This window comes from Micromonospora sp. BQ32, assembly GCF_059358895.1.
The window spans coordinates 155,644-178,995 of the sequence record NZ_JCADBI010000015.1 but is presented as its reverse complement, the minus strand read 5'-3'; the positions used below and the strand labels follow the sequence as shown (position 1 = coordinate 178,995).

At 72.0% G+C, this 23,352-nt stretch carries 24 protein-coding genes and 2 tRNA genes; 6 read left to right on the top strand and 20 right to left on the bottom strand.

What is annotated here, in order from left to right:
- Positions 1–92: 92 nt before the first annotated feature.
- Positions 93–166 (bottom strand) — tRNA-Pro (locus AC5L30_RS25685).
- A 210-nt stretch (positions 167–376) separates the two neighbouring features.
- Here AC5L30_RS25685 and AC5L30_RS25680 point away from each other — a divergent pair.
- Positions 377–450, top strand: a tRNA-Gly gene (locus AC5L30_RS25680).
- A 166-nt stretch (positions 451–616) separates the two neighbouring features.
- Here AC5L30_RS25680 and AC5L30_RS25675 read toward each other — a convergent pair.
- Both AC5L30_RS25675 and AC5L30_RS25670 read right to left on the bottom strand, forming a co-directional pair.
- Entirely contained in the window at positions 617–1,456 is an 840-nt protein-coding gene (locus AC5L30_RS25675) for a hypothetical protein (RefSeq protein WP_494870164.1), read from the bottom strand.
- The gene (locus AC5L30_RS25670; protein ID WP_494870163.1) at positions 1,453–1,962 is read right to left on the bottom strand and encodes a SigE family RNA polymerase sigma factor; all 510 of its coding nucleotides are present in this window, start codon (positions 1,960–1,962) and stop codon (positions 1,453–1,455) included. Before AC5L30_RS25670 ends, AC5L30_RS25675 begins: the two co-directional genes overlap by 4 nt.
- Before the next feature lie 187 nt (positions 1,963–2,149).
- Here AC5L30_RS25670 and AC5L30_RS25665 point away from each other — a divergent pair, with 187 nt between their 5' ends.
- Together AC5L30_RS25665 and AC5L30_RS25660 are read left to right on the top strand one after the other, a co-directional pair.
- On the top strand, positions 2,150–4,291 hold the full coding sequence (locus tag AC5L30_RS25665) for a M14 family zinc carboxypeptidase (RefSeq protein ID WP_494870162.1): 2,142 nt from the start codon (positions 2,150–2,152) through the stop codon (positions 4,289–4,291).
- Between the two features lie 95 nt (positions 4,292–4,386).
- A complete protein-coding gene (locus tag AC5L30_RS25660) occupies positions 4,387–4,653 on the top strand; it encodes a hypothetical protein (protein ID WP_494870161.1) in 267 nt (88 codons plus the stop codon).
- A gap of 174 nt (positions 4,654–4,827) precedes the next feature.
- Here AC5L30_RS25660 and AC5L30_RS25655 read toward each other — a convergent pair whose 3' ends face one another.
- On the bottom strand, positions 4,828–5,373 hold the full coding sequence (locus AC5L30_RS25655; RefSeq protein WP_494870160.1) for a hypothetical protein: 546 nt from the start codon (positions 5,371–5,373) through the stop codon (positions 4,828–4,830).
- Between the two features lie 140 nt (positions 5,374–5,513).
- On the opposite strand from AC5L30_RS25655, the gene AC5L30_RS25650 reads away from it, so the two are divergent.
- Entirely contained in the window at positions 5,514–5,855 is a 342-nt protein-coding gene (locus AC5L30_RS25650; protein WP_494870159.1) for a hypothetical protein, read from the top strand.
- An 11-nt stretch (positions 5,856–5,866) separates the two neighbouring features.
- Here AC5L30_RS25650 and AC5L30_RS25645 read toward each other — a convergent pair whose 3' ends face one another.
- From AC5L30_RS25645 to AC5L30_RS25630, 4 genes are all read right to left on the bottom strand, one after another.
- Positions 5,867–6,334 (bottom strand): ribose-5-phosphate isomerase, encoded by a 468-nt coding sequence (locus AC5L30_RS25645; protein ID WP_238658372.1) that lies wholly within the window; start codon positions 6,332–6,334, stop codon positions 5,867–5,869.
- An 87-nt stretch (positions 6,335–6,421) separates the two neighbouring features.
- Complete coding sequence (locus tag AC5L30_RS25640; protein WP_494870158.1) at positions 6,422–7,621, bottom strand: DUF1015 family protein; 1,200 nt, start codon at positions 7,619–7,621, stop codon at positions 6,422–6,424.
- Between the two features lie 89 nt (positions 7,622–7,710).
- Entirely contained in the window at positions 7,711–8,226 is a 516-nt protein-coding gene (locus AC5L30_RS25635) for a hypothetical protein (protein WP_494870157.1), read from the bottom strand.
- A gap of 183 nt (positions 8,227–8,409) precedes the next feature.
- On the bottom strand, positions 8,410–9,036 hold the full coding sequence (locus tag AC5L30_RS25630; RefSeq protein WP_494870156.1) for a mycothiol-dependent nitroreductase Rv2466c family protein: 627 nt from the start codon (positions 9,034–9,036) through the stop codon (positions 8,410–8,412).
- A gap of 227 nt (positions 9,037–9,263) precedes the next feature.
- On the opposite strand from AC5L30_RS25630, the gene pepN reads away from it, so the two are divergent.
- Positions 9,264–11,813 (top strand): aminopeptidase N, encoded by a 2,550-nt coding sequence (gene pepN, locus AC5L30_RS25625; RefSeq protein ID WP_494870155.1) that lies wholly within the window; start codon positions 9,264–9,266, stop codon positions 11,811–11,813.
- A gap of 82 nt (positions 11,814–11,895) precedes the next feature.
- Entirely contained in the window at positions 11,896–12,459 is a 564-nt protein-coding gene (locus AC5L30_RS25620) for a Uma2 family endonuclease (RefSeq protein WP_494870154.1), read from the top strand.
- Positions 12,460–12,515: 56 nt separating this feature from the next.
- On the opposite strand, the gene AC5L30_RS25615 is transcribed toward AC5L30_RS25620, so the two are convergent.
- The 12 genes from AC5L30_RS25615 to AC5L30_RS25560 all read right to left on the bottom strand — a co-directional run bounded on the left by AC5L30_RS25615 (position 12,516) and on the right by AC5L30_RS25560 (position 23,285).
- Positions 12,516–12,923, bottom strand: coding sequence for a DUF5130 family protein (locus AC5L30_RS25615; protein ID WP_354945602.1), 408 nt, complete (start codon positions 12,921–12,923; stop codon positions 12,516–12,518).
- The gene (gene ctaJ, locus AC5L30_RS25610) at positions 12,910–13,230 is read right to left on the bottom strand and encodes an aa3-type cytochrome oxidase subunit CtaJ (RefSeq protein ID WP_494870153.1); all 321 of its coding nucleotides are present in this window, start codon (positions 13,228–13,230) and stop codon (positions 12,910–12,912) included. The genes AC5L30_RS25615 and ctaJ overlap by 14 nt, the downstream gene beginning before the upstream one ends.
- Before the next feature lie 51 nt (positions 13,231–13,281).
- Positions 13,282–14,745, bottom strand: a complete 1,464-nt coding sequence (locus tag AC5L30_RS25605; RefSeq protein WP_494870152.1) for an amidase — start codon at positions 14,743–14,745, stop codon at positions 13,282–13,284.
- A gap of 178 nt (positions 14,746–14,923) precedes the next feature.
- Positions 14,924–15,925 carry an amidohydrolase family protein gene (locus AC5L30_RS25600; protein WP_494870151.1) on the bottom strand — a complete coding sequence of 334 codons (1,002 nt, stop codon included), beginning with the start codon at positions 15,923–15,925 and terminating at the stop codon, positions 14,924–14,926.
- Positions 15,925–16,449, bottom strand: coding sequence for a 3-hydroxyanthranilate 3,4-dioxygenase (locus AC5L30_RS25595; protein ID WP_494870150.1), 525 nt, complete (start codon positions 16,447–16,449; stop codon positions 15,925–15,927). Before AC5L30_RS25595 ends, AC5L30_RS25600 begins: the two co-directional genes overlap by 1 nt.
- A complete protein-coding gene (locus AC5L30_RS25590; protein ID WP_494870149.1) occupies positions 16,446–16,868 on the bottom strand; it encodes a RidA family protein in 423 nt (140 codons plus the stop codon). Before AC5L30_RS25590 ends, AC5L30_RS25595 begins: the two co-directional genes overlap by 4 nt.
- A complete protein-coding gene (locus tag AC5L30_RS25585; RefSeq protein WP_494870148.1) occupies positions 16,865–17,638 on the bottom strand; it encodes a 2-keto-4-pentenoate hydratase in 774 nt (257 codons plus the stop codon). The genes AC5L30_RS25590 and AC5L30_RS25585 overlap by 4 nt, the downstream gene beginning before the upstream one ends.
- Positions 17,635–18,699 carry a 4-hydroxy-2-oxovalerate aldolase gene (gene dmpG, locus AC5L30_RS25580; protein WP_494870147.1) on the bottom strand — a complete coding sequence of 355 codons (1,065 nt, stop codon included), beginning with the start codon at positions 18,697–18,699 and terminating at the stop codon, positions 17,635–17,637. Before dmpG ends, AC5L30_RS25585 begins: the two co-directional genes overlap by 4 nt.
- Positions 18,696–19,628: an acetaldehyde dehydrogenase (acetylating) gene (locus AC5L30_RS25575; protein WP_494870146.1), complete on the bottom strand. Its 933-nt coding sequence runs from the start codon at positions 19,626–19,628 to the stop codon at positions 18,696–18,698. Before AC5L30_RS25575 ends, dmpG begins: the two co-directional genes overlap by 4 nt.
- Complete coding sequence (locus tag AC5L30_RS25570; protein ID WP_494870145.1) at positions 19,625–20,422, bottom strand: 2-keto-4-pentenoate hydratase; 798 nt, start codon at positions 20,420–20,422, stop codon at positions 19,625–19,627. Before AC5L30_RS25570 ends, AC5L30_RS25575 begins: the two co-directional genes overlap by 4 nt.
- A gap of 20 nt (positions 20,423–20,442) precedes the next feature.
- The gene (locus AC5L30_RS25565; RefSeq protein WP_494870185.1) at positions 20,443–21,924 is read right to left on the bottom strand and encodes a 2-hydroxymuconic semialdehyde dehydrogenase; all 1,482 of its coding nucleotides are present in this window, start codon (positions 21,922–21,924) and stop codon (positions 20,443–20,445) included.
- Positions 21,925–21,947: 23 nt separating this feature from the next.
- Entirely contained in the window at positions 21,948–23,285 is a 1,338-nt protein-coding gene (locus tag AC5L30_RS25560; protein WP_494870144.1) for an FAD-dependent oxidoreductase, read from the bottom strand.
- Between the last annotated feature and the right edge of the window lie 67 nt (positions 23,286–23,352).

The following is a 23,352-nucleotide window of genomic DNA, read 5'->3' as shown; positions in this document are numbered from 1 at the left end:
CCCATCGAGTGTAGGCGAGCCGGCCTGACGCTCCGGCATCGCCCGGGGGCCGCACTGGGCGGCACCCGGGGCGGCCCGGCCGCGGACGACAGTCGGGGTGGCGGGATTTGAACCCACGGCCCCTCGCTCCCAAAGCGAGTGCGCTACCAAGCTGCGCCACACCCCGTGGCGACGTGCAGTCTATGCCGTCGCCACGCCTCACTCGGTGCCGGGGCATCCCCCACCCGGACACATCACCCGAAAATTACCATTCCGGCCCCGCCCGTGTCCCGCCAAGATCCGCAGACGGCGCGGCGTCGCGGGGCGGTGACGCGGTTGCGCGTCCGGCGTCGACATTGGGTACGCTAGGGGCGCGTCCTGTTTCGGCGGGATGCACGCGGGCGTAGCTCAATGGTAGAGCTTCAGTCTTCCAAACTGACTACGCGAGTTCGATTCTCGTCGCCCGCTCCAACGCCCTCCGGCCCAGGTCGGAGGGCTCTTTGGTGCACCGGGCCTGGCGCACGGGATCGCACGGTCGCAGATCCGCTCCTCCCTGACGAGAAGCGCCACACAGCAAGGCCCAGGTGAACCGCCGGTGGCGGCACCTGGACCCACTCGGCGAGGCCGAGTCGCCGTGTCACTTCAGGTGGAACCGTTCGTCGACCGCGAGAGCCGCCAACTGCGGCACGGAGAACGGCAGCTTCGTCAGCGCCGGCCGACTCTCGTCCAGCCGCACGCCCTGCGCCACGAAGACCACCACGCCGTCCGAATGCCGGTACGCCGACCACTGGTCGAGCCGATCGTCGCCGCTCGGTCGGACCACCACGCCGACCCGCGCCGTGCCAACGGTCTCGACCTGGCACTCGCCGCGCATGCCCCAGAACTGCTGGGCCAGGTCGCACGGCTCGGCCGGCAGCGGGTTGGGAGCGTCGTGCACCTCGACGATCACGCGCCCGGTGCCCTTGCCCTGCGCCACCGCGACCGAGGACAGGTAGCTCCACACGTCGACGCCGCCCACCTTGGCCTCGAACTGCGCCTGCTGGGTCCGCAGCGTCGGCTCGTCGGACTGGCTCGGCGGGTCCTCCGGCGCGGTGAAGCCGGCGGGTACCACCGAGACAACCTCCCTGAGCAGGTGGATGCCCTGCTCGTACTTGGATCCGGCCCGCGCGGTCCGGTCCTCCTGCGGTTGACCGTCCGGTCCGGTCGGCCACGGCTCCTTGGCGCCTCCCGACGCGTCCGGAGCAGCCAGTGGCCCCTGACCCGCCGGCTGGTAGAGGTGATCGTCCGGAGTGGCGACGGCCGCGAAGCCGGTGACCGCCAGCACGACAGCCGCCGACCCGACAGACGCCCACACCGCGCGTCGGCGGAAGTGCGTCCGCCGTGCCGCGCCGAGCGCGGCTGTCGTACTCAATGGTGGTGGCGGGGTGATGCCCGCCATCTCGCTGCGCAGCCCCTCGCGCAATTCTTCCTCGTTCATCGCTCCCCCATCTCGATCCCGCTGTAGGTGGGTGTCAGAAGGCCGCGCAACGTGTCGAGCCCGCGTGCCGCCTGGCTCTTCACCGTCCCTGGAGAGCACTCCAGCAGCGCCGCGACGTCCTCGATCGACAGGTCCTCCCAGTACCGCAGAACCAGCACGGCCCGCTGACGCGGTGCCACCCGGGCCAGCGCCTGGAGCAGCACCAGTCGGCTCTCCGGCGAGTCGGGCGGGGCCGCCCGCTCGGCGTCCTCACCACCCACCCGCTCACGCCGCCACCAGCCGCGGCGGCGCTCGTCGAGGAAGGTCCGGATCAGGATCTGGCGCAGGTAGCTGTCGAGCACCTCGTGCCCGGAGATCCGGTTCCAGACCCGGTAGAGCTTGACGAACGCGGTCTGGACCAGGTCTTCGGCACGGTGCCAGTCGCCGCACAGCAGGTACGCGGTGCCGCGCATGGCACCGGACCGTGCCGCGAAGTACTCGGCGAACGCCTCGTCGCGATCGCTCATTCAGGCCTCCGATCCCCGTTTCGAGATAGTCACGCGGGGTCCGGCTCGGAGGGTTGCTCCGGATCTCGCACTGATGTCACGGGATCAACGCCGGAAGGGCGCCGAGGACATCTGCCCACCTTGACAGGTGTCGATCTGTGCACTGGTGTAAGGACCAAGCACATCGACGTCCGTCACAGGAGGGCACATGATCGTCCGACGACGGTGGACAGCTGCCGCCACCACAGTGATCCTGTTCAGCGCAGTGTTGTCCCATCCCGCTTCCGGCGCGGCGGCACCCGCCGCCCCGGCCGCTCCGATCACCCTGAGCGCCACCGAAACAGCCCTGGTCCGAGTCCAGCTTCGTGATCAGGCCCAGTTGGACCGGCTCGTCGCCACCGGCGCGGACCTGGCCAACCGGCCGCGCGCCCGGGACGGCCGGATCCTCGCCGACCTGGTGCTCAACGGCGCGCAGCTCGCCGAACTGACCGCGCAGGGTGCGACGGCCGTGCAGATCGTGCAGCGCGCCGGGGACGGGAACCGGCACTACGCCGACAGCGTCCGTGCGGCTCAGGCCCGTACCGCCGCCGGACTGCGGGCGCCGGCCGCTGGCCAGCGGTCCACCGCCGCTGCCGTGGACACCCTCCAGGTGCAGCAGGCGTACTGGTGGACCACCACCGGACAGACCTTCCTGCAGGCCCAGGTGGCCACCACCGCCACCGACGACCCGGATGTGGAGATCACCGTCAGTTGGCGGACGGCGGACGGCGCCACCGGCTCGTTCCCGCTGTACCGGTTCGAGGACTCCGGTGAGTACCAGTACCACTACGCGCTCCCCCAGCCGGTGCCGAGCCGACCGGTTCAGCTGAGCGCCACCTCCAGCCTCGGCGGGGTCAGCCGGGCGGTCACACCGACGCTCTGGCCGAACGCCTCCCCGCCGCCGCTGCCGGCCGGTTACCAGAAGGACTTCATCGACGCGTACCTGACGCCGATCGACATCCAGGCGCGGATCAAGCGGCTGGCCCGCCAGTACCGGGACCTGGTGGACGTGATCGACCTGCCGAACAAGACCCAGGGGTACCGGCGCAACGCGGTCGCGTACCTGGGGGACCCGGCGGTGGCGGCCGTGGTGGTCGAGTCGGTGCGCTTCGGCGACCAGGGCATGAACGGCGTACAGGTGCGCACGGTCGACCCGGACCGGGCGAACCGGCCACTGACCGTCGGCTACCGCGATCGCGTCCTCACGGTATCGCTGGCCACCGACACCGCCGGCAAGACGGTGAGCACCACCGATGAGGTCGCGGCAGCGATCAACGCCCGCCAGCCGAACCGGTTCCGGGCCACCGTCGAGGACGGCTCGGCCGGGCTGCCGATGCCCGTCGCCGGCCCGGCCCGGCTCGACGACGGCCTCCAGGGCACCGAGGTGCCGGCGCGGCCGTGGACAGTGCAGGCGTTGCGCCTCGGCGTACACCGGGACGGCTCCCGGGTCGGGGTGCTCGCGTACTCCCAGGAGCACGCCCGGGAGTGGGCCACCCCACTGGTGACGCTGGAGTTCGCCGAGCGGATGCTGGCGAACTCCCGGACCGACCCGGCCACCCGCGAGCTGCTGGAGCAGGTCGACATCTTCGTCATCCCGATGGTCAACCCGGATGGCGCGAACTACTCGTTCAACGACTTCACCATGCAGCGCAAGAATCTCGTCAACCACTGCACCGGGGCGGCCCGCGACCCGAAGTACCGCACGTCATGGGGCGTCGACATCAACCGCAACTACACCGTCGGGTCGTACTTCGACGGCTACGTGGGCGCCAGCGCCAACTGCCTGTCCGGCACCTACGCGGGCACCGCCGAGCTGTCCGAGGCGGAGAGCGGCAACGTGATCGCGCTCGCCCAGGACCACCCGAACATCAAGTTCGCGATGAACGTGCACTCCTACGGCGGGTACTTCATGTGGCCGCCGGGCGCGTACCGGGCCGACGGCCGGGTCACCCTGCCGCGACCGTCGATCGACGAGTCGACGCTGTTCCTCGACAGCGCCCGGCGAATCGTCGGCGCCATCGCCCAGGAACGCGGCACCGTCACCTGGCCGTCGCAGACCGGTCCGGTCGCCGACGTGCTCTACTCCGCCGCCGGCAACTCGGCCGACCAGCTCTACTACGAGCTGGGCATCTTCGCCTGGGACTTCGAGGTCGGCAACGACCGGTGGAACCCGGCGACCAACCAGTGGGAGGGCGTCGGCTTCCAGCCGCCGTTCGACGAGGCGCACGGCGAATCCCAGGAGTACGCCGGCGGGCTGGTGGAGATGGTCCGGGTGGCCCGCGACTACGCCGCCGCCGAATCCACCGGCTGAACCCCTCAGCGGTGCCGCGTCCACTCGTCGGGGCGCGGCACCGCTGGCCGGATTTCACCCGTTTCCGCCGGGTACCTGGTGGGTAGGGCCTGTGCATGGACACGAACAGCACGGCCCACCTGGTGGGCGGCCCCCGAGACGGCAGCACGCACGAGACCGGCAACGAGGCACTCGTCGAGGTGGAGATCGACGGCCTGATGCACCGCTACATCAAGACCACCAAGCAGCACGACGACGGTCGACCGCTCTACAACTACGACGGCGCGGTCGCCCCGGACGGTGGCGAGCCCGGCGTCGAGGACCCGGCCGCCCGGGTCGCGTCTCCCCGAGCCGACGCCGAGAGGCACGGCGGCACCCACTGACCGCCGCGCCACCGGAACAACCCAAGCCCTCGAAGGAGGTACCGGTCGCTGCTTACCCGGCCGTCCACGGATGAACTGCGGCCGGCCGGGTAAGCAGCGACCTTGCCTGGTGGGGAGACGACCGGGTGCACGGGTGGGCGGTCCTGGACCGGCCCGCCCGTGCACACCCCGGGATCAGTTCGAGGAGATCCAGTTCCAGGCCGAGACGACCCACTCGGTCTGCTGCAGCCACGCCACCCCGAGACCGGCGAGGAACACCGCCGTCGCCAGGTGCGCACCGCGGGCGCTGCGCCGCACCCGTCCGAGCTGCCGCTCCCACACCACCCGGCCGATCAGCCGGGACAGGGCGAACAGGCCGACCGCCACCAGCAGGCTGAGCACCAGCACCAGCAGCGGACCGCTGAGGTCACCCTGGCCGGACAGCGCCCAGATCCCCCAACACACGAACGCGAAGAGGCCGGCCGCCGCGCTCCACTCGCCGCCGCGTCGCAGTTGCGCCATCCGCGAGCTCAGCGAGCGGCGAGGCACCGGCTCACCGGGCCAACCGGTGCCGGTCGGCTCCTGCTCGACCACGGGGAACGGCTCCGTCCGCGGGGTGCGCGGCTGACCCACCGGAGCGACCCCCCGGCGGAACCCGTCACGCTGCGGCGGCACCCCGACGCCGGCCTGCGGTGGCACCTCCACGGTCCGCTCCGCCCACGGCTGCGTCTGGTCTGCCATCTCGTCCTCCCCCTGACCGACGGCAACAGCACCGCCTGGATTCGAGGGTAGCCAGCCGGCAAATCGGTCGCCGACCCCGGCCGGGAGGCGAGGCCCCCGCGACAGCGCCGGATCAGACCGGGGCAGGGTACGGTCGGCTGATGGGTGACCCCGACCGACGACGGCGACGGCAGCGCCACCACGCCGACACCGAGCCGGCCAGACCGGACGCCGACGGCCCGACGGCCAGCACCCCGGGCGTGCACGACGGTGACGACCCGCCGCCGCGACGCCGGAGCACCGGCGGCGACGAGCGCGACGGCGAGCGAGGGCTGCGCGGGTTGGTCGGCTCCGGCTCGTCCCAGGTGGGGCTCAGCGCCGCGCTACGGGCCAGGGACGCGGCCCGCCCCACCGACGACGACCTGGCCGAGGCGGAGGCCCGGGTGGTGGTCGTCCGGCGGAACTGGGTGCCCCGCGAGGAGTTGCCCCGCTCGCCGCGCTGAGCGCCGCACAGTCAGGGCAGGTCGGGCAGCTTCCGGGTCCGCTCGTACTCGGCCACCTGGGCGATCCGCCGAGCGTGCCGCTCATTGCCCGAGAACGGCGTGTTCAGGAACGCCTCGACGATGCCGGTCGCCTCGTCCAACGTGTGCTGACGGGCACCGATGGCGACCACGTTCGCGTCATTGTGCTGACGGGCCAGCTGAGCGGTCTCGACGCTCCAGGCCAGCGCGGCGCGGACGCCGGCGACCTTGTTCGCGGCGATCTGCTCACCGTTGCCGGAGCCGCCGATGACCACTCCGAGGCCCGTCTCGTCAGCCACCACCTGGTCGCCGGTGTGCAGGCAGAACGTGGGGTAGTCGTCGTCCGGGTCGTAGCCGTGCGGGCCGACGTCGACCACCTCGTACCCCTGCATGGCCAGGTGGTTGGCCAGGTGCACCTTCAACTCGAAACCGGCGTGATCGGATCCCAGGTAGACGCGCATACCGGGCAGTCTGTCAGGCCGCGCTCGGGGACGTCACAGGGGCGGCGTCCCCGAGCCGAGTTCGTCACACGGTCGTGCGGATGGCACTCAACGCGGCAGCTCGGCGACGACCAGACCGCCGCGCGCCTTCGGGGTGAACCAGGTGCTCTTGCGGGGCATCTTCTCCCTGGCCAGATTGACCGCGACGAAATCCGCCACGGTCACCGGCGCGATCAGGATGGCCAGCTCGGCCCGCCCGGCGGCGACCTCACCGGTGAGCCAGCTCGCCGGGTAGTCACCGCCCACGTAGGTGATCCGCTTGTCGCCCGGGTCGAGCCCGAGCGCGTCGCGCAGCACCAGCCGCTCGACCAGGGCGTGGTCCAGGTTTTCCAGGCGGGCGGAGGCGGTGGCGGGCAGGCGCACCGCGTACCCCTGGCCGTCGAGGCACAGGTGCACGGTGCCGCCGGCCGCCGGGACCTCGACCGGGCCGTCGATCGGCGCGACCTCGGCGCCCGCGGCCCGCAGCCGGTCGAGCAGCTCGGCGGGGGTGGTGGTCAACTCGCTGACCAACCGGTTGTACGGCTGGATGGCCACCGACGCGGGGGTGGTGACCACGGCCAGGAAGCGCGTCAGCCCCCCGGTCTGGGCGGCCAGACTGCGGTGGTTGCCGTCCGCGACGACCAGGTCCCCGCCGCCGGCGAGAGCGGTCAGGGTGGCCTGCTCCGGGCCGGGGCCGAGCAGCCAGATGGCGTGCGTGCGCCCCGCCTGGTCGGTGTCCGTCGCGGCGGGCGCGCCGGCCGCGTCGGTCGCCGCCGCGAGCGCGGCGTGCAGCTCGTCGCCGCGCCCGGTCTGGAGCAAAAGTACGGGTGAGAGCAGGTGGCCCAGCGCGTCGGCCAGCGCCACCCGCTCGCGCACCTTGGCGATGAAGACGTCCTCGTTGCGGATGACCAGGCCCGGCTCGTCCGCCCGGGTGGAGATCTGGTCGGTGTCCACCATCGCGAACAGCCCGTACGCCGACTCCTCGCCGGGTGCGCTGATCCGGTAGAGCACCACCACCTGCTCGGCGGGGGTGTAACTGCCGTCGGCCTTGGCCTCGGCGAGCCGGGCCACCGCGTCCGGCAGCGCGTCGAGGAACGACTTGCCCAGGCTCTGCGGAGCGCGGTGCGGCATCTCGATGCCGAGAGCACTGTGCGGGTTCGACTCGATGATCGCGGTGATCTCCGCGTCGTCGGCGAACTCGTCGTAGTTTTGCGCACCGGTGCCGCCAGTGGTGACCCAGGCCCGGGTGATCGGATGCACGACCGTCATGCCCACTGACGCTACCGGCGACGGTGTCGCCGCCGACGGGGACCCGCGGGGCGTCCACCAGATGAAAGCGCCGGGTCGGGCCCGGGTGGTCAGCCGGCGCGGTCGGATGTGCCCCGGCGGTGCCGACCCGCGCTCGCCGGCCCACCGTTGCCGCGTCGCCCGGTCCCGATCGGCCCGATGTTCACGGCGCGGCGGGGCGACGCGGGTGGCCCCGGCACGGGACGGTCCGGGGGCGGCGCCGGAACGGGCCGCGGGCTCAGCGGCGGCGTCGGCACCGGGCGCGGTGGGGCCGGCGCCGGCGGCGGGGGCGCCGGTTCGGCCGGTGCCGCCCCCGACGGCACCAGCGCCGGCGCGTCGGTGGGCACGGTGGCGACGGGCGACGGCAGCGGGTCGACCGACGCGGGTGGGGTGAGCCGGGAGGTCACCGGGACCCGCGCCACACCCACCACGATGGGCGGCGCGAGCAGATCCACCAGGTGGGCCGGTAGGTCCGGGCGGACCGTTGGCCAACGGGAGTCGTCAACGGACCAGTAGTCCGCGCCGGGAGCCTCGATCACCCCCTGCCGGGTCAACTGATCGTCACCGGACGCACGGTGCTTGGCCATATCGGGGTTGCCTCCACGAACTGCGGCGTGCGGCCCTGCGGGGCCGCTGCGGCGGACACCGAGGGAAACGACGCCGCCCACCTCCCGGTGACGCCACGACCGTCCGCCGACCTCGGCACCCGACCCGAAACGCCCCCGCCCGCGCGGCTGACGCAGCACGGTCGGGGGCGCGGTGGTCGTCGCTCAGTCGAAGATCGGGTCCTGCTCGCGGGTGCGCTTGAGCTCGTAGAAGCCCGGGGTGCCGGCGACCAGCAGCACGCCGTCCCAGAGTCGGCCGGCGGCCTCCCCCTTCGGAGCCGGAGTGATCACGGGGCCGAAGAACGCGACCGGGGCGCCGTCCGGTCCGGGCGCGTGTACGACCGGAGTGCCGACGTCCTGCCCGACCGGGCGCATTCCCGCCTCGTGGCTGGCCCGCAGCGCCTCGTCGTAGTCGGTGCTGTCGGCGGCGGCGGCCAGCGCCGGGTCGAGGCCCACCTCGGTGAGCGCGGCGACGTACAGCTCCGGACCCCGCTCCTGCTTCCGGAGGTGGATCCGGGTGCCGAGCGCGGTGTAGAGCGGGCGCAGCACGTCGGTGCCGTGCAGTTGCTCGGCGGCGATGCAGACCCGCACCGGGCCCCACGCGGTCTTCAGGAACTCCTTGTAGTCCTCGGGCAGCTCGTCCCGGCCGTCGTTGAGCACGGCCAGGCTCATCACGTGGAAGCGGATGTCCACATCCCGGGTCTGCTCGACCTCAAGCAGCCAGCGGGAGGTGATCCATGCCCACGGGCAGGCCGGGTCGAACCACATGTCGGCGGTGACACGTTCGGTCACGGTGAGATCCCTTCGCGACGGGTGGCGCCGGCGGTCGGCGGTCGGCGTCTCAGGGAAATCTTCACCCCGCAGCGCATCGGCCGGCACCCGAATGAGAGCGTGACCTCGGCCACCGCAGGCTGCCCGTACATGGAAGACTCGAATCGGGCCGGCCGTCACAAGCGGTAGGCGAACGGGCGCCGCCGGGCGTACGGCGACATGTGGGATGGAGACGAACAGTGCCGGGAGTGCGCAACCTGACGCAGGTCGAGGCGACCGAGCGGGCACGCCTGCTCAACGTGACGGGGTACGACATCAGTCTGGACCTGTCCACCGCCGTGCTGGCGGCCGACGGCCGCACGTTCAGGTCGACGACCGAGGTCCGGTTCCGCTGCTCCGAACCGGGCGCGAGCACCTTCATCGAGTTGGCCGCCGAGTCGGTGCGGTCCGCGACGCTGAACGGCACGCCCGTCGACGTCTCCGACTGGTCGGCCGAGAAGGGCCTGACGCTGTCCGGGTTGGACAGCGACAACGTCCTGGTGGTCGACGCCGACTTCAACTACTCCAACAGCGGTCAGGGTCTGCACCGGACGGTCGACCCGGTGGACGGCGAGACGTACCTCTACAGCCAGTTCGAGACGGCCGACGCGCAGCGGGTGTTCGCCTGCTTCGACCAGCCCGACCTGAAGAGCGTCTACACCTGGCACGTCACCGTGCCGGCGCACTGGCGGGCGGTGTCCAACATGCCGGTGCAGCGCGAGGAGCCGGCGGGTGAGGCGCTCAAGAGGCTGCACTTCACCGAGTCGCCCCGGATGAGCACCTACATCACCGCGATGTGCGCCGGGCCGTACCACGAGGTGCGCGACGCTCACGACGGCATCGACCTGGGGGTGTTCTGCCGGGCGTCGATGGCGCCGTACCTGGACTCCGACGACCTGTTCCTGATCACCAAGCAGGGCTTCGACTTCTTCCACGAGAAGTTCGGCGTGCGCTACCCGCTGCCGAAGTACGACCAGCTCTGGGTGCCCGACTTCAACGCCGGCGCGATGGAGAACTTCGGCTGCGTGACGCACGCCGAGTCGCACTACCTGTTCCGCTCGCAGGTCACCGACTTCGAGTACGAGCAGCGGGCCAACACGATCCTGCACGAACTGGCCCACATGTGGTTCGGTGACCTGGTCACCATGCGCTGGTGGAACGACCTGTGGCTGAACGAGTCGTTCGCCGAGTGGGCCAGCCACTGGTGCAACACCAACGCGACCCGGTTCACCGAGGCGTGGACGACCTTCCTGTCCATCCGGAAGAACTGGGGCTACCGGCAGGACCAGCTCTCCTCCACCCACCCGGTCTACACCGAGATGCCGGACATGGAGGCCGTGGAGGTCAACTTCGACGGCATCACCTACGCCAAGGGCGCGAGCGTACTCAAGCAGCTCGTCGCGTACGTGGGTGAGGAGCCGTTCGTGGCCGGCCTGCGGGCCTACTTCGGCAAGCACGCCTGGGGCAACGCCACCTTCGACGACCTGCTCACCGAGCTGGAGGCCGCATCCGGGCGGGAGCTGCGCAAGTTCGCCGCCCAGTGGTTGGAGACCGCGCAGGTCAACACGCTGCGCCCGGAGGTGACCATCGGGGCGGACGGCACCTACGAGCAGGTGCTGGTGCGGCAGGAGGCGCCGGCGGCGTACCCGACCCTGCGCACGCACCGGATCGGCGTGGGCCTGTACGACCTGACCGACGGGCGGCTGGTCCGTCGGGAGCGGTACGAGGTGGACGTGACCGGCGAGCACACGGACCTCGCTCCGCTGCGTGGCGTCCGGGCGGCCGACGTGTTGCTACTCAACGACGACGACCTCAGCTACACCAAGCTGCGCCTCGACGAGCGTTCGATGGCGACCGTGGTGCAACACATCGGCGGCTTCGACTCGTCGCTGGCCCGCGCGCTCTGCTGGACCGCCGCGTGGGACATGATCCGCGACGCCGAGCTGTCCGCCCGCGACTACGTGGCGCTGGCGCTGAGCGGGCTGCCCGCGGAGACCGACATCAACCTGGTCACCGCCACCCTGCGGCAGACGACCACCGCGCTCACCCTGTACGCCGACCCGGCCTGGGCGCCGACCGGCTGGGCCGACCTGGCCCGTACCGCCCGTGACGCACTCGCCGCCGCCGAGCCCGGCAGCGGGTTCCAGCTGGCCTGGGCCCGTGCGTTCACCTCGGCGGTCCGCGCCGAGGAAGACCTGGCGACGCTGCGCGGTTGGCTGGACGGCACCGGCGTGCCGGCCGGGCTGACCGTGGACACCGAGTTGCGCTGGTCGGTCCTCACCGCGCTGGTGGCCAACGGCGCCGCCGGCACCACCGAGATCGAGGCGGAGCTGAGCGGGGACCGCACGGCCAGCGGCGAGCGGGAGGCCGCGTACGCGCACGCGTTGATCCCGACGGCCGAGAACAAGGCCGCCGTGTGGGCCCTGCTCACCGGCTCGGACTCGCTGCCCAACTGGCGGCACCGGGCGCTGTTGCAGGGCTTCGCCCATCCGGTGCAGGTGGAGCTGGTCGCCCCGTACCGGGAGCGGTACTTCGCGGCGGTGGGGCAGGTGTGGGCCACCCGGGACAGCGAGCCGGCGCAGGAGTTCGCGCAGCTGGCGTACCCGACCTACCTGGTGGAGGACGACACGGTGGCGGCCACCGACGCGTGGCTGACCGGTGACGGGCACCCCGCCCCGCTGCGTCGGCTGGTGGCCGAGGGCCGCGACGGCGTGGTGCGGGCGCTGAAGGCCCGCGCGAAGGACGCCCAGAGCGCCTGAGCAGCGTTGTCCGGCCGGGGCCGGCGTGGGTGTGAGCCCGCGCCGGCCCCGGACGTTATCGTGACGGAAGGAGGTGGACGTGATGGCACAGCCGACCTACGAGTGGCGGCCCCCGGAGCGGGGCTGGCGCGAGCAGGACCTATCCGACCTGCCTGAGGATGGGAACCGCTACGAGATCATCGACGGGAGCCTGCACGTGACACCACCCCCGGGCTACGGACATCAGGAACTGGCGGATGAGTTACGGGCTGCCCTCCGATCGGCGGCACCGGCCGGATGGCGGGTTATCCGGGAAGCAGGGCTTCGAGCGGCCGAGGGCAACCTCATCCCTGACGTCACGGTGCTGAAGCCGACAGCCCCAAGGGACGGCACCTGGATCGAAGCCGCGGATGTGGCACTCGTCGTCGAGGTGGAGTCACCGAGCAGCCGTCGGCATGACCGGTTCACCAAACCGTCGCTTTACGCTGAGGCCGGCATTCCCGCCTACTGGCGGGTCGAGCGCGGCGATTTCGGCCCCGTCATATACCGCTACGAGCTGGTGAAGGACATTCACTACAACCTGCTCGGCACGGTCGGCCCGGACGACCCAGTGCAGATCGACGAGCCGTGGCCGATGCTCCTCGACCCCTCTGCCTGGCCCCGCTGACACGAGAGAGCCCGGCACGCCGAAGGCGGGCCGGGCTTCGTCGTACGTGGAAGGGGTCAGCCCTTGCCGGCGTGGCTGGCGAGCTGGTCGAGGCCGTTGATGATGCCACCGGCCAGGTCACCGCCGCTGAACGCACCGACCATGGAGAGCGCGGCCAGCTTGGCGTACGTGTCGGGGATGCGCTTGCGGGCGTACCGCCCGGTGATGATCTCCAGCTGACGCTGGTTGGGTGACACGGCGATCAGCACCGACTTGTCGGGCTCGGCGAGCTGACGGTGCAGCCGCTGGGCGTGCTCGCGGATCGGCTCGTCGAGACCGCCGACGAAGACCGAGAAGACCAGGCCGGTGCCCTGGTCGGCCAGGCGCAACGCCTCGTCGATGCGCAGCAGCTGACGGGTCGAGAACGGCCCGTCGAGCACCTCGGGCGGATTTTCCGACCCGGTCTGCTTCTCACCAACGGTCACTTGCGCCTCCGGTTCCACCGGCCGGCGCCTCGACGCTGGCCTGCTCAAGCTTGTGGCTGGTCAGCGCGGGCGCCTGCGCCCCCGCCGTCAGCGCGGTGCCGGCCGAGTCGGCCAGCTGCTCCGGGCGGCCCAGGAACCAGACCGGAGTGAAGTCGAAGGGCCGGCCCGGACGGTAGCGCTTGGCGCCCCCGCCACCGCCGGTGGCACCCCCACCGCTACCGGCGTACGACAGGCCGGCGATGACCAGCACCGCGGCCAACGGGATGCCGACGAAGACCAGCAACGTCTCGGTAACAGACAATCCCAACGCCCCCAGGCGGAAGAAGGACGACCTTGAACAACCGGGTCGGATGGACGATCACACTGCCGACCGCCCGACTCCGTCGCCATTCACGTTAGCGGAGTCGGTGGCCCGCCAGATTGCGGGGTGCCGATCCCATCCGTCACTGGAGTTCTCCAGTTGCGCAGCGGTAGCGATAAGCCGCGCGTCGTCGCCGTACCGGCCGGTGAGCAGCACCCCGACGGGCAGGCCGTCGGTCGTGGTGCCCAGCGGCAGGGAGACGGAGGGATCACCGGTGACGTTGAAGATGGCGCAGTAGGGCGAGAACCGGCGTTGCCGGTCGAAGTCGGCGGCCGGGTCCGCGTCGGCGGTGAACCAGCCGACGGGCGCCTGCGGGGCGGCCAGGGTGGGACAGAGGAGCAGGTCGCAGCCGGCGGTGCGGCGGGCACCGAGGCGGACCTGCGCCTGCAACTCCCCGAGGGTGGCGGCCAGGGTGCCGGCGGAGACCTCGGCGCCCCGGGCCCGGAGCAGCCGGGTCAACGGCAGCAACTCCGCCTCCCGCTGCGGCGGCACCGGGGTGAGCGCCAGCACGTACCAGAGGATCTCGAACAGCGGCCACGCCGCCGGCCCGAGCGGCGGCGGCACCTCGACCACCTCGTGGCCGGCCGCCGTGAGCAGCGCGGCGGCCCGGTCCACGGCGGCCACGCAGTCGGGGTGCACCGGTTCGTCGGCGAGCATCGGCGTGATGAACCGGCCGACCCGCAGCGGGCCCGGCTCGGCCCGACGCGCGACGGCCAGGTAGCCGCCGGGCGGCGCGGGCGGCGGCAGGTAGGGCTCGCCGGAGACCGGGACGGCCATGACGTCGAGCAGGGCGGCGACGTCGGTGACCGTCCGCCCCAGCGGGCCGCTGGTGGGCAGGCCGAACGCGCCGGAGCCGATCGGCCCGCCGGAGACGAGGCCCCGACTGGGCTTGTAGCCGACCAGGCCGCAGAGCGACGCCGGGATGCGCAGCGACCCGCCGCCGTCGGACCCCTGGGCGACCGGGACCAGCCCGGCCGCGACCGCCGCCGCCGCGCCACCGCTGGACCCGCCCGCGGTGTACGCCAGCTGCCACGGGTTGCGGGCCGGCGGCGCGACCCGGCCCTCCGAGTAGAGCGAGCAGCCCAGCTCGGAGGTGGTCGTCTTGCCCAGGCTGACCAGGCCGGCGGCCTTGATGAACCGGACCACGTCGGCGTCGACCGGCGGGACGAAGTCGATGAACGCGGCCGAACCGAAGGTGGTGCGCACCCCGGCGGTGAGGGTCAGGTCCTTGATCGCGGTCGGCACCCCGTGCAGCGGGCCGCGCTCCTCGATCGGCACCGCGTCGGCGACGCGTGCGCCCTGCCGGGCGAGATCCGGCGTGACGGTGACGAACGCGCCCACGGTGTCGCCGAGGGCGGCCACCCGGCGCAGAGCGTGCTCGACCGCCTCGACGCTGGACAGCTCGCCGCGCGCGATCGCGGCGGCCTGCTCCAACGCGGTCAGGTCGTGCGGCTCGGCCATGCCGTCATCCTGCCGGCCGTCAGTCCTTCGCGCAGCCGACACGCGCTGGCGACCGGAGACGGACCAATCGGACGCTCAACGCACGCCTGACTTGTCGAGCCGCAGATCTTGGACAGAGCCCGCCGCGGCGGACGGAAACTGTCCAAGATCTCCTCATACCGAGGACGAAGCGCTGGGCTCAGCCGTGCAGGAAACGTAGGGCGTTGGTGGACAGGAGCTTGTCGCGTTGGTCGTCGCTGAGGAAGTCGGCCGCGTGGACCACCGCGCCGGCCGGCCGTTCGCCCAGCGGGTACGGGTAGTCGCTGCCGACCAGCACCCGGTCCTCCCCCATCGTGTCGACCAGCAGCCGCAGCGCGGGCGGCGCGAAGACCACCGAGTCGACGCTGAACCGGTCGACGTAGCTGCTGGGCGGGGCGACGGACGCGCCACGGACCAGGTCGCCACGGCGGTGCCAGGCGTTGTCGGCGCGGCCGAGCCAGAACGGGAAGCTGCCACCACCGTGCGCGAAGCAGATCCGCAACGTCTCGGGCACCCGGTCGAAGACGCCGCCCAGGATCATCGCCAGCACCGACAGGTGCGTCTCGGCGGGCATCCCGGTGAGCCACCGGGCCATCCAGCGGTCCAGGCGCGGGCCGTCCGGCATGTCCCACGGGTGGACGAAGACGGGTGCACCCACCTCGGCACAGTGCTGGAGGAAGGTGACCACCCCGGCGTCGTCCAGGTCCCGGTCGCCGACGTGGTTGCCGATCTCCACACCCACGTGCCCGGCGGCCAGGCTGCGATCCAGCTCGGCGCAGGCGGCGTCCGGGTCCTGGAGGGGCACCTGGCAGAACGGCACCAGGCGATCGCCACCGGCGGCGGTGACCTCCAGGGTCAGGTCGTTGAAGATCCGGGCGACCTTCACCGCCTGATCGGCCGGACGGTCGTAGCTGAAGAAGACCGGCGTGGGCGAGACCACCTGCACGTCCACGCCGTCGGCGTCCATGTCGGCCAGCCGGCGCGACGCGTCCCAGCACTCGGCGCCGACCGGGCGGAACTCCGTCTCGCCCACCATGATCATGGCGGCGCGCTCGGAGTCGACGCGCAGCCACGGCCAGCCGGACCCACCGCACGCCGCGCCGAGGTCCGGCCATCCCTTCGGTACGACGTGCGTGTGCACGTCGACCACGCCTGGGGGCATCAGCCCTTGCCCGGGTGCAGGGTGCCGCAGTTGGCGCAGGTGCGTGCCTGCTCGTCGGCGTAGAACGCCTGGAACACCGGCGGTAGGTCGGCGGCGATGTCGCGGACCTGCAACTCCACCTCGTGCACCTTGCTGCCGCACTCCAGGCAGTACCACTGGAACGTCTCCAGCGTGCCCTCCTCACGGACCCGCTCGACGACTACACCGATCGAGCCGGCCTCCGGCCGTTGCGGCGAGTGCGGGGTGTTGCGCGGCAGCATCCACATCTGACCCTCGCGCACGTGCACCGTACGCGGCCCCTCCGGGGTGACCAGGTTGATGTGCATGTTGCCCTTGACCTGGTAGAAGAGCTCCTCGTACGGGTCCACGTGGAAGTCGGTGCGCTGGTTGGGGCCGCCCACCACCATCACGATGAAGTCGTCCCCGCCGGGGAACATCTCCTTGTTGCCCACCGGCGGCTTCAACAGGTGCTGGTTGTCCGCGATCCAGCCCGGAAAGCTGAACGGCTCGGCGATCTCACTCACGACTGACCTCCCGAGGGAAGAAGGGCCACGGCCTGGATTTCGATCAGCAGGTGCGGGTGCGGCAGCTGGTGCACCGCCACCGTCGTACGGGTCGGCCCGGAGGCGTCGAAGAACTCCGCCCACACCTCGTTGTAACCACCGAAGTCGTTCATGTTGACCAGGTACGTCGTCACCTGGACCAGGTCGGCGAGGTCCGCGCCGACCGAACGCAGCAGGTCCCGCACGTTCTCGATGACCGCCCGCGTCTGCACCCGGATGTCGAGGTTCGTGGTGCCGAACCCGTCCACCTCGACACCGGCGAAGGTGTTGTCCGCGCGCCGCGACGACGTACCCGAGACGAAGACGAACCCGCCGGCGACCTTGACGTGCGGAAAAGCCCCCCGCGGCACGGCCTTCCCGGCCACCACCCGGGCGGTCACGACGACGCCCGCAGCGAGGCCGTGCCGAGCTTCTCGACGACGGCGCGGACGTGTGCGCCGGGACGCAGCGGGACGGCGGCGGTGGCCGCGCCGGCCAGGAAGACCCAGCCGGACTCCAACCGCACCCCGTGCCGGCCGGCCAGCCGGATGCCCTCGTCGAGCGCCCGGCGCGGATCACCGAGGATCGCCGCCGTCGAGCCGACCTGCGCCACCCGCCCGTCGACCTCCAGCAGCACACCCAGGTTGTCCAGCCCGGCCGGGACCGGCGACCACGGCCCGATCACGAAGGCGGCGGCCGAGGTGTTGTCCGCGATCACATCCGGTAGCGAGAAGCGGAAGTCCGCGTACCGAGAGTCGATCAACTCGATGGCCGGGGCGACCGCGCGGACCGCCGTGGCGAAGTCGCCGACCGGCTCACCCGGCTCGGGCAGCCGGTCCAGCAGGAACGCCACCTCCGGCTCGACCCGGGGATGGATGTACGCGGCCGGGTCCACCACGCCGCCGTCGGGCACCCGCATCGCGTTGGTGAGCCGCCCCCAGATCACCTCGTCCACGCCGACCTGAGCCATCTTCGCCCTGCTGGTCAGCCCCATCTTCAACCCGACCAGCCGCTCACCGGCGTTCAGCCGGCGTTGCAGCAGCGCGGCCTGCACGGCGTACGCGGTGTCCACGTCGAGGCCGGTCTCGGCGGCGAGTTGCGGGATCGCGGTGGCCGTCTCGGCCGCCGCGCCCAGCTTGTCGGCGATCCCCGCGACGTCCGGTCCGATCATGAGTGCTGCTCCTTGTCGGCCAGGTCGAGTGCCACGTCCACGATCATGTCCTCCTGACCGCCCACCATCCGGCGGCGGCCCAGCTCGACCAGGATCGACCGGACGTCCACGCCGTACTTGCTGGAGGCCCGCTCGGCGTGCCGCAGGAAGCTGGAGTAGACCCCGGCGTACCCCAGGGAAAGCGTCTCCCGGTCCACCTGGACCGGCCGGTCCTGGAGCGGGCGGACGATGTCGTCGGCCGCGTCCATCAGCGCGAACACGTCGCAGCCGTGCTTCCAGCCGTGCAGCTCGGCGACCGCGACGAAGACCTCCAGCGGGGCGTTGCCGGCGCCCGCGCCCATGCCGGCGAGGGAGGCGTCGACGCGGACCGTCCGGCCGTGCGCCGCGTCCGGGCCGACCGGGGCGGACCCGGTGACCCGGCCGTGCTCGACGGCGAGCACGCTGTTGGCCACTCCCAGCGACAGGTTGTGGTGCGCGTGGATGCCGATCTGCGTCTCCGGGGCGAGGACCTGCCGGTACGCGTCGATCCGCTGCGCCACGTCGGACATCAGCAGCCGACCGCCGGAGTCGGTGACGTAGACGCAGTGCGCCCCGTACGACTCCATGAGCTTGGCCTGCCCGGCGAGCCCGGCCGGGTCGGACATGTGCGACATCATCAGGAACCCGGCCACGTCCATGCCGTTCTCCCGGGCCCAGGAGATGTGCTGGGCGGAGATGTCCGCCTCCGTGCAGTGGGTGGCGATCCGGACGCTGGTCACCCCGAGCGCCTTCGCGGCCTTCAGGTCGGCGATGGTGCCGATGCCCGGCAGCAGCAGGGTGGTCAGTTTCGCCGTGGTCAGCACCTCGGCAGCCGCGGAAATCCATTCGGCGTCGCTGGCGGCGCCGTGGCCGTAGTTGACGCTGGAGCCGGCGAGCCCGTCACCGTGCGCCACCTCGATGGCGGCCACCCCGGCGGCGTCCAGCGCGGCGGCGATCGTGCGTACGTGGTCGACGGTGTACTGGTGGGCGATGGCGTGCATGCCGTCGCGCAGCGTCACGTCCTGGATGTACAGCTCGGTCATGACGCGGCCACCTCCGAAGAACGCAGGGCGACCAGCCGCTCCGCGGTGCGCAGCGCGGCGGAGGTCATGATGTCCAGGTTCCCGGCATACGCGGGCAGGTAGTGCCCGGCACCGGAGACCTCCAGAAAGACCGACACCTGTAGGGCGGTGAGCTGCCGCCCGAGCGTCGGCAGATATGCCTCGACCCGGTCGAACTGCACGTCCTGCTTGAGCCGGTAGCCGGGGACGTACTCCTGCACGGCCGCCACCATCTCGGCGACCGAGGCGGCGATGGCCTCGGTGTCGGCGTCGGCGTCCGGGCAGAGGCAGTAGACGGTGTCCCGCATCAGCAGCGGCGGGTCCGCCGGGTTCAACACGATGATCGCCTTGCCCCGCTCGGCCCCGCCCACCACCTCGATGGCCCGGGCCGTGGTCTCGGTGAACTCGTCGATGTTGGCCCGGGTGCCCGGTCCGGCGGACTTCGACGCGATCGACGCGACGATCTCCCCGTACGCCACCGGGGTGACCCGGCGCACCGCGGCGACGATCGGCACGGTCGCCTGCCCGCCGCAGGTGACCATGTTGACGTTCGGCTGGTGCAGGTGCTCGTCGAGGTTGACCGGCGGCACCACGTACGGGCCGAGCGCGGCCGGGGTCAGGTCGACCACCGTGCGGCCGTGGGCGCGCAGCACCTCGTCGTGGCGTCGGTGCGCGCCGGCCGAGGTGGCGTCGAAGACCAGCTCGACGTCAGCGAACTCGGGCATCGCCACGAGCCCGTCCACGCCGTCGGCGGTGGTGGCGACGCCGAGCCGGCGAGCGCGCGCCAGGCCGTCGGAGGCCGGGTCGATACCGGCCATCGCCACCATTCGCAGGCTGTCACTGAGCCGCAACACCTTGATCATCAGGTCGGTGCCGATGTTGCCGGAACCGAGCACCGCCACACCGGTCACTGGTTACCTCCATCACTGAAACTCGTGCGCACCGAGCCGAGCCCGGAGATCCGGGCCTCGTACGCGGCGCCCGGGGTGACCGGCACCATCGGACCGAGCGCCCCGGAGAGCACCACGTCCCCGGCGCGCAGCGGGTCGCCGGCGCGGGCCAGGGTGCCGGCCAGCCAGTGCAGGGCGTGCAGCGGGTTGCCCAGGCAGGCAGCGCCCGCGCCGACCGAAACCGGCTCGCCGGCGTGCTCCAGCACCATTCCGCACAGCCGCAGGTCGACGTCGGCGAGCCGGCGTGGCGTGGTGCCGAGCACGAAGAGCCCGCTGGAAGCGTTGTCGGCGACGGTGTCCACGATGGAGATGTCCCAGCCGGCGATCCGTGAGTCGACGATCTCGATCGCCGGCAGCACGTGGTCCACCGCGCGGATCAGGTCGACCGTGGTGAGCTGCGGGTTCGGGAGATCCTTGTCGAGCACGAAGGCGATCTCCGCCTCGACGCGGGGCTGGAGCAGCCGGTCGATGGGCACCTCGACCCCGTCACCGACCGCCATGGCGTCGGTCAACATGCCGAAGTCCGGCTGGAACACCCCGAAGGTCTCCTGCACGGCCCGGGAGGTCAACCCGATCTTCGCGCCGACCCGGCGTTCGCCGCGGCCCTGCCAGGCCCGGGCCTGGAGCTGCTGCACCCGGTACGCGGACTCCACGTCGCCCTCCGGCAGCAGCCGACCCCGAAGTGGCGCGCACGGCTTGCCGGTGCTGCGGGCATCGGCCAGCTCCCGGTTGGCGGCCTCGATGTCAGCTTCCATGCCCGCTCCCTCGCTTGGGCTCACGACAGGTCCACGCAGACGTTGGTGAGTTCGGAGTAGAAGTTCAGCGAGTGCACGCCGCCCTCGCGACCGATCCCGGACGCCTTCACCCCGCCGAACGGGGTGCGCAGGTCACGCAGGAACCACGTGTTGACCCAGACGATGCCGGCGTCGAGCCGGGCCCCGGCCCGGTGGGCTACGCCCACGTCCCGGGTCCACACCGTCGCCGCCAGGCCGTAGTCGGTGCCGTTGGCGAGGGCGTACGCCTCGTCCTCGGTGTCGAACGGGGCGACGTGCACCACCGGGCCGAAGATCTCCTCCCGGTTGGTCCGGGCGTCCGGGCCGAGCCCGGTGAGCACGGTCGGCTGCACGTACGACCCGCCGTCGCGGGCGTCGCCGAAGGTGGGGGTGCCGCCGCCGGTGAGCACCTCGGCACCCTCGGCGCGGGCCAGGTCGTACGCGCCGAGCACCTTCTTCCGGTGCTGACGGGAGATCAGCGGCATGGTGGCGGTGGCCTCGTCGGTCGGCCAGCCGTACGCCAGCTCGCCGGCCCGCTTCGCCAGCCGGGCGGTGAACTCCTCGAAGACCGGGCGCTGCACGTAGATGCGCTCGGTGCAGAGGCACACCTGCCCGCCGTTGGTGAAGCTGGACCGCACCGAGCCGGCCACCGCGGCGTCCAGGTCGGCGTCGGCGAAGACCAGGCCGGCGTTCTTGCCGCCGAGTTCGAAGCTCACCGCCTTCACCCCGTCGGCGGCGGCCCGCATGATCGCGCCGCCGGTGGCCGACTCACCGGTGAAGGTGATCGCGTCGACGCCCGGGTGGCGGGTGAGGAATTCGCCCGCCGAGTCCGGCCCGAAGCCGTGCACCAGGTTGAACACCCCGGCCGGTACGCCAGCGGCGGCCATCACCTCGGCGAGCACCGTCGCCGAGGCGGGCGTCTCCTCGCTGGGTTTGACCACGACGGCGTTGCCGCAGGCCAGCGCCGGAGCCACCTTCCAGGTGAGCAGCAGCAGCGGCAGGTTCCACGGCACGATGACCGCGACCACGCCGACCGGTTTGCGCAGCGCGTAGTTGAGCGCCCGGCCACCGGTCGGGGTGACCGTCGTGAACGACTCGGTGGGCGCGGTCGCCACGATCTCCGCGAACGCCCGGAAGTTCGCCGCGCCACGCGGAATGTCCAGCGTGCGGGCCTGGGCGACGGACTTGCCGGTGTCGGCGACCTCGGCGGTGACCAGGTCGTCGAAGCGGCGTTCCAACTCGTCGGCGACGCGGCGCAGCACCTCGGCGCGCTCGCGCTCGCCCATCCGGCCCCACGGCCCGCGCAGCGCCGCCCGGGCGGCGGCCACCGCGTCGTCCACGGTGGACCGGGATGCCTCGTCCACCTCGAAGACCTGCTCCCCGGTGACCGGGCTGGCCTTGGTGAACGTCGTCCCGCCGTCGACGAACTCGCCGGCGACGAAGTTGCGCAACCGGTGCGGGCCACCCGGAGCGTGGCCGGCCATCAGCCGCGGATCCCAGTTGCCGGTCATGCGCGCCTCCCTCGGCTCAGTGCCGCGCCGATCGCGCCGACCAGCAGCAGCGCGGCCCCGCCGACGACCGCCCCGAGCACCCGGTGCTGCCGGCGCACCCGGCGGCGAACCTCCGCGTACGGGGTGGTGGAGAACGACACCAGCTCGTACTGGGAAACGTACCGGCCGGGCAGGGCCCGTTCCAGTGCGTGCTCCACCCGCCGCCGGGTCTGGAAGACCGGGGAGGCGACCTTGTCCCGCATCTCCACGAAGTTGGTCAGTGCCATCGTCGCAATGGCCTCGGCGTTCTCCTGTCGACGCCGTTGGAACAGCGGCAGCGCCGCCAACCAGTCGTCGGCGCACTCGTCCAGGCAGCGGTCCAGCTCCACCACGTCCTCGAAGGCGCAGTTGGCGCCCTGGCCATAGAACGGCACGATCGCGTGGGCCGCGTCGCCGAGCAGGCCGACCTTCCCGTTGACCTGCCAGGGCGTGCAACGCACCGTGCCGAGCACGCCCACCGGGTTGTGCTGGTAGTCGTCGACCAGGTTCGGGGCCAGCGGCACCACGTCCGGGTAGTGCTCGGTGAAGTGCCGCTCGATCTCCGCCGGGCTGGTCAGCGAGGCGAAGCTGCCGGGGCCGTCGTTGGGCCAGAACAGCGTGCAGGTGAAGGAGCGGTCCGGGTTCGGCAACGCGATCATCATCGAGGTGCCCCGGGGCCAGATGTGCAGCGCGTCCGGGTCCAGGGCGAAGTCCCCGCCCAGCGGCGGAATCGTCAGCTCCTTGTAGCCGTAGTCGAGGAAGTCGACGCTCTCGTCCAGCAGCCCGTACGCCAACAGTTGCCCGCGCACCGCGGAGCCGGCGCCGTCGGCACCCAGCACGACCGACGCCTTCGCCGCGATCGGACCCTGCGGGGTCTCGAAGCTCAGGGCGCCGTCGGTCGGATCGAGCCCGACCAACCGGTGGTCGAAGACGACCCGCACGCCGGGCAGCGCGGCGGCCTCGTCCAGCAGGGCGTTGTTCAGCGCACCCCGGCTGATCGAGTTGATCGCCCGGTCGCCGGCCGCGCTGTACGACTGGAACTGCTGCTCGCCCTCGACCGGGTGGATCATCCGGCCGCGCATCGGCAGCGCGTCGGTCATCACCTGCTCGGCCAGCCCGATCCGGCGCAACGCGTCCAGGCCGCGCTCGGAGAGCGCCAGGTTGATCGAGCGGCCTCGCTCGGCGGTGCCGGTCCGCGGGTCGGAGCGGCGCTCGTAGAGCGCCACCGGGTAGCCGCGCCGGGCCAGGAAGCAGGCGGCCAGGCAGCCGGCCAGCCCGGCACCGATGATCGCGATCTCGTCGCGTCGCGCGGTCATGCTGAGCCGCCTTTCGTTCGCGACTGCGGGGCTCGCAACCCCGGCTCACTCCTCGCGCTCACCGAGG

Bases quoted from the DNA above. Each gene is read 5' to 3' on its own strand.
- dmpG (WP_494870147.1), bottom strand. From the start codon at position 18,699: ATGACCGAGCTGTACATCCAGGACGTGACGCTGCGCGACGGCATGCAC.
- AC5L30_RS25640 (WP_494870158.1), bottom strand. From the start codon at position 7,621: ATGACGGTCGTGCATCCGATCACCCGGGCCTGGGTCACCACTGGCGGC.
- AC5L30_RS25650 (WP_494870159.1), top strand. From the start codon at position 5,514: ATGGGTGACCCCGACCGACGACGGCGACGGCAGCGCCACCACGCCGAC.
- AC5L30_RS25655 (WP_494870160.1), bottom strand. From the start codon at position 5,373: ATGGCAGACCAGACGCAGCCGTGGGCGGAGCGGACCGTGGAGGTGCCA.
- AC5L30_RS25665 (WP_494870162.1), top strand. From the start codon at position 2,150: ATGATCGTCCGACGACGGTGGACAGCTGCCGCCACCACAGTGATCCTG.
- AC5L30_RS25660 (WP_494870161.1), top strand. From the start codon at position 4,387: ATGGACACGAACAGCACGGCCCACCTGGTGGGCGGCCCCCGAGACGGC.
- AC5L30_RS25605 (WP_494870152.1), bottom strand. From the start codon at position 14,745: ATGGCCGAGCCGCACGACCTGACCGCGTTGGAGCAGGCCGCCGCGATC.
- AC5L30_RS25670 (WP_494870163.1), bottom strand. From the start codon at position 1,962: ATGAGCGATCGCGACGAGGCGTTCGCCGAGTACTTCGCGGCACGGTCC.
- AC5L30_RS25645 (WP_238658372.1), bottom strand. From the start codon at position 6,334: ATGCGCGTCTACCTGGGATCCGATCACGCCGGTTTCGAGTTGAAGGTG.
- AC5L30_RS25600 (WP_494870151.1), bottom strand. From the start codon at position 15,925: ATGCCCCCAGGCGTGGTCGACGTGCACACGCACGTCGTACCGAAGGGA.
- AC5L30_RS25560 (WP_494870144.1), bottom strand. From the start codon at position 23,285: ATGACCGCGCGACGCGACGAGATCGCGATCATCGGTGCCGGGCTGGCC.
- AC5L30_RS25565 (WP_494870185.1), bottom strand. From the start codon at position 21,924: ATGGCCGGCCACGCTCCGGGTGGCCCGCACCGGTTGCGCAACTTCGTC.
- AC5L30_RS25635 (WP_494870157.1), bottom strand. From the start codon at position 8,226: ATGGCCAAGCACCGTGCGTCCGGTGACGATCAGTTGACCCGGCAGGGG.
- AC5L30_RS25585 (WP_494870148.1), bottom strand. From the start codon at position 17,638: ATGATCGGACCGGACGTCGCGGGGATCGCCGACAAGCTGGGCGCGGCG.
- AC5L30_RS25570 (WP_494870145.1), bottom strand. From the start codon at position 20,422: ATGGAAGCTGACATCGAGGCCGCCAACCGGGAGCTGGCCGATGCCCGC.
- AC5L30_RS25675 (WP_494870164.1), bottom strand. From the start codon at position 1,456: ATGAACGAGGAAGAATTGCGCGAGGGGCTGCGCAGCGAGATGGCGGGC.
- AC5L30_RS25620 (WP_494870154.1), top strand. From the start codon at position 11,896: ATGGCACAGCCGACCTACGAGTGGCGGCCCCCGGAGCGGGGCTGGCGC.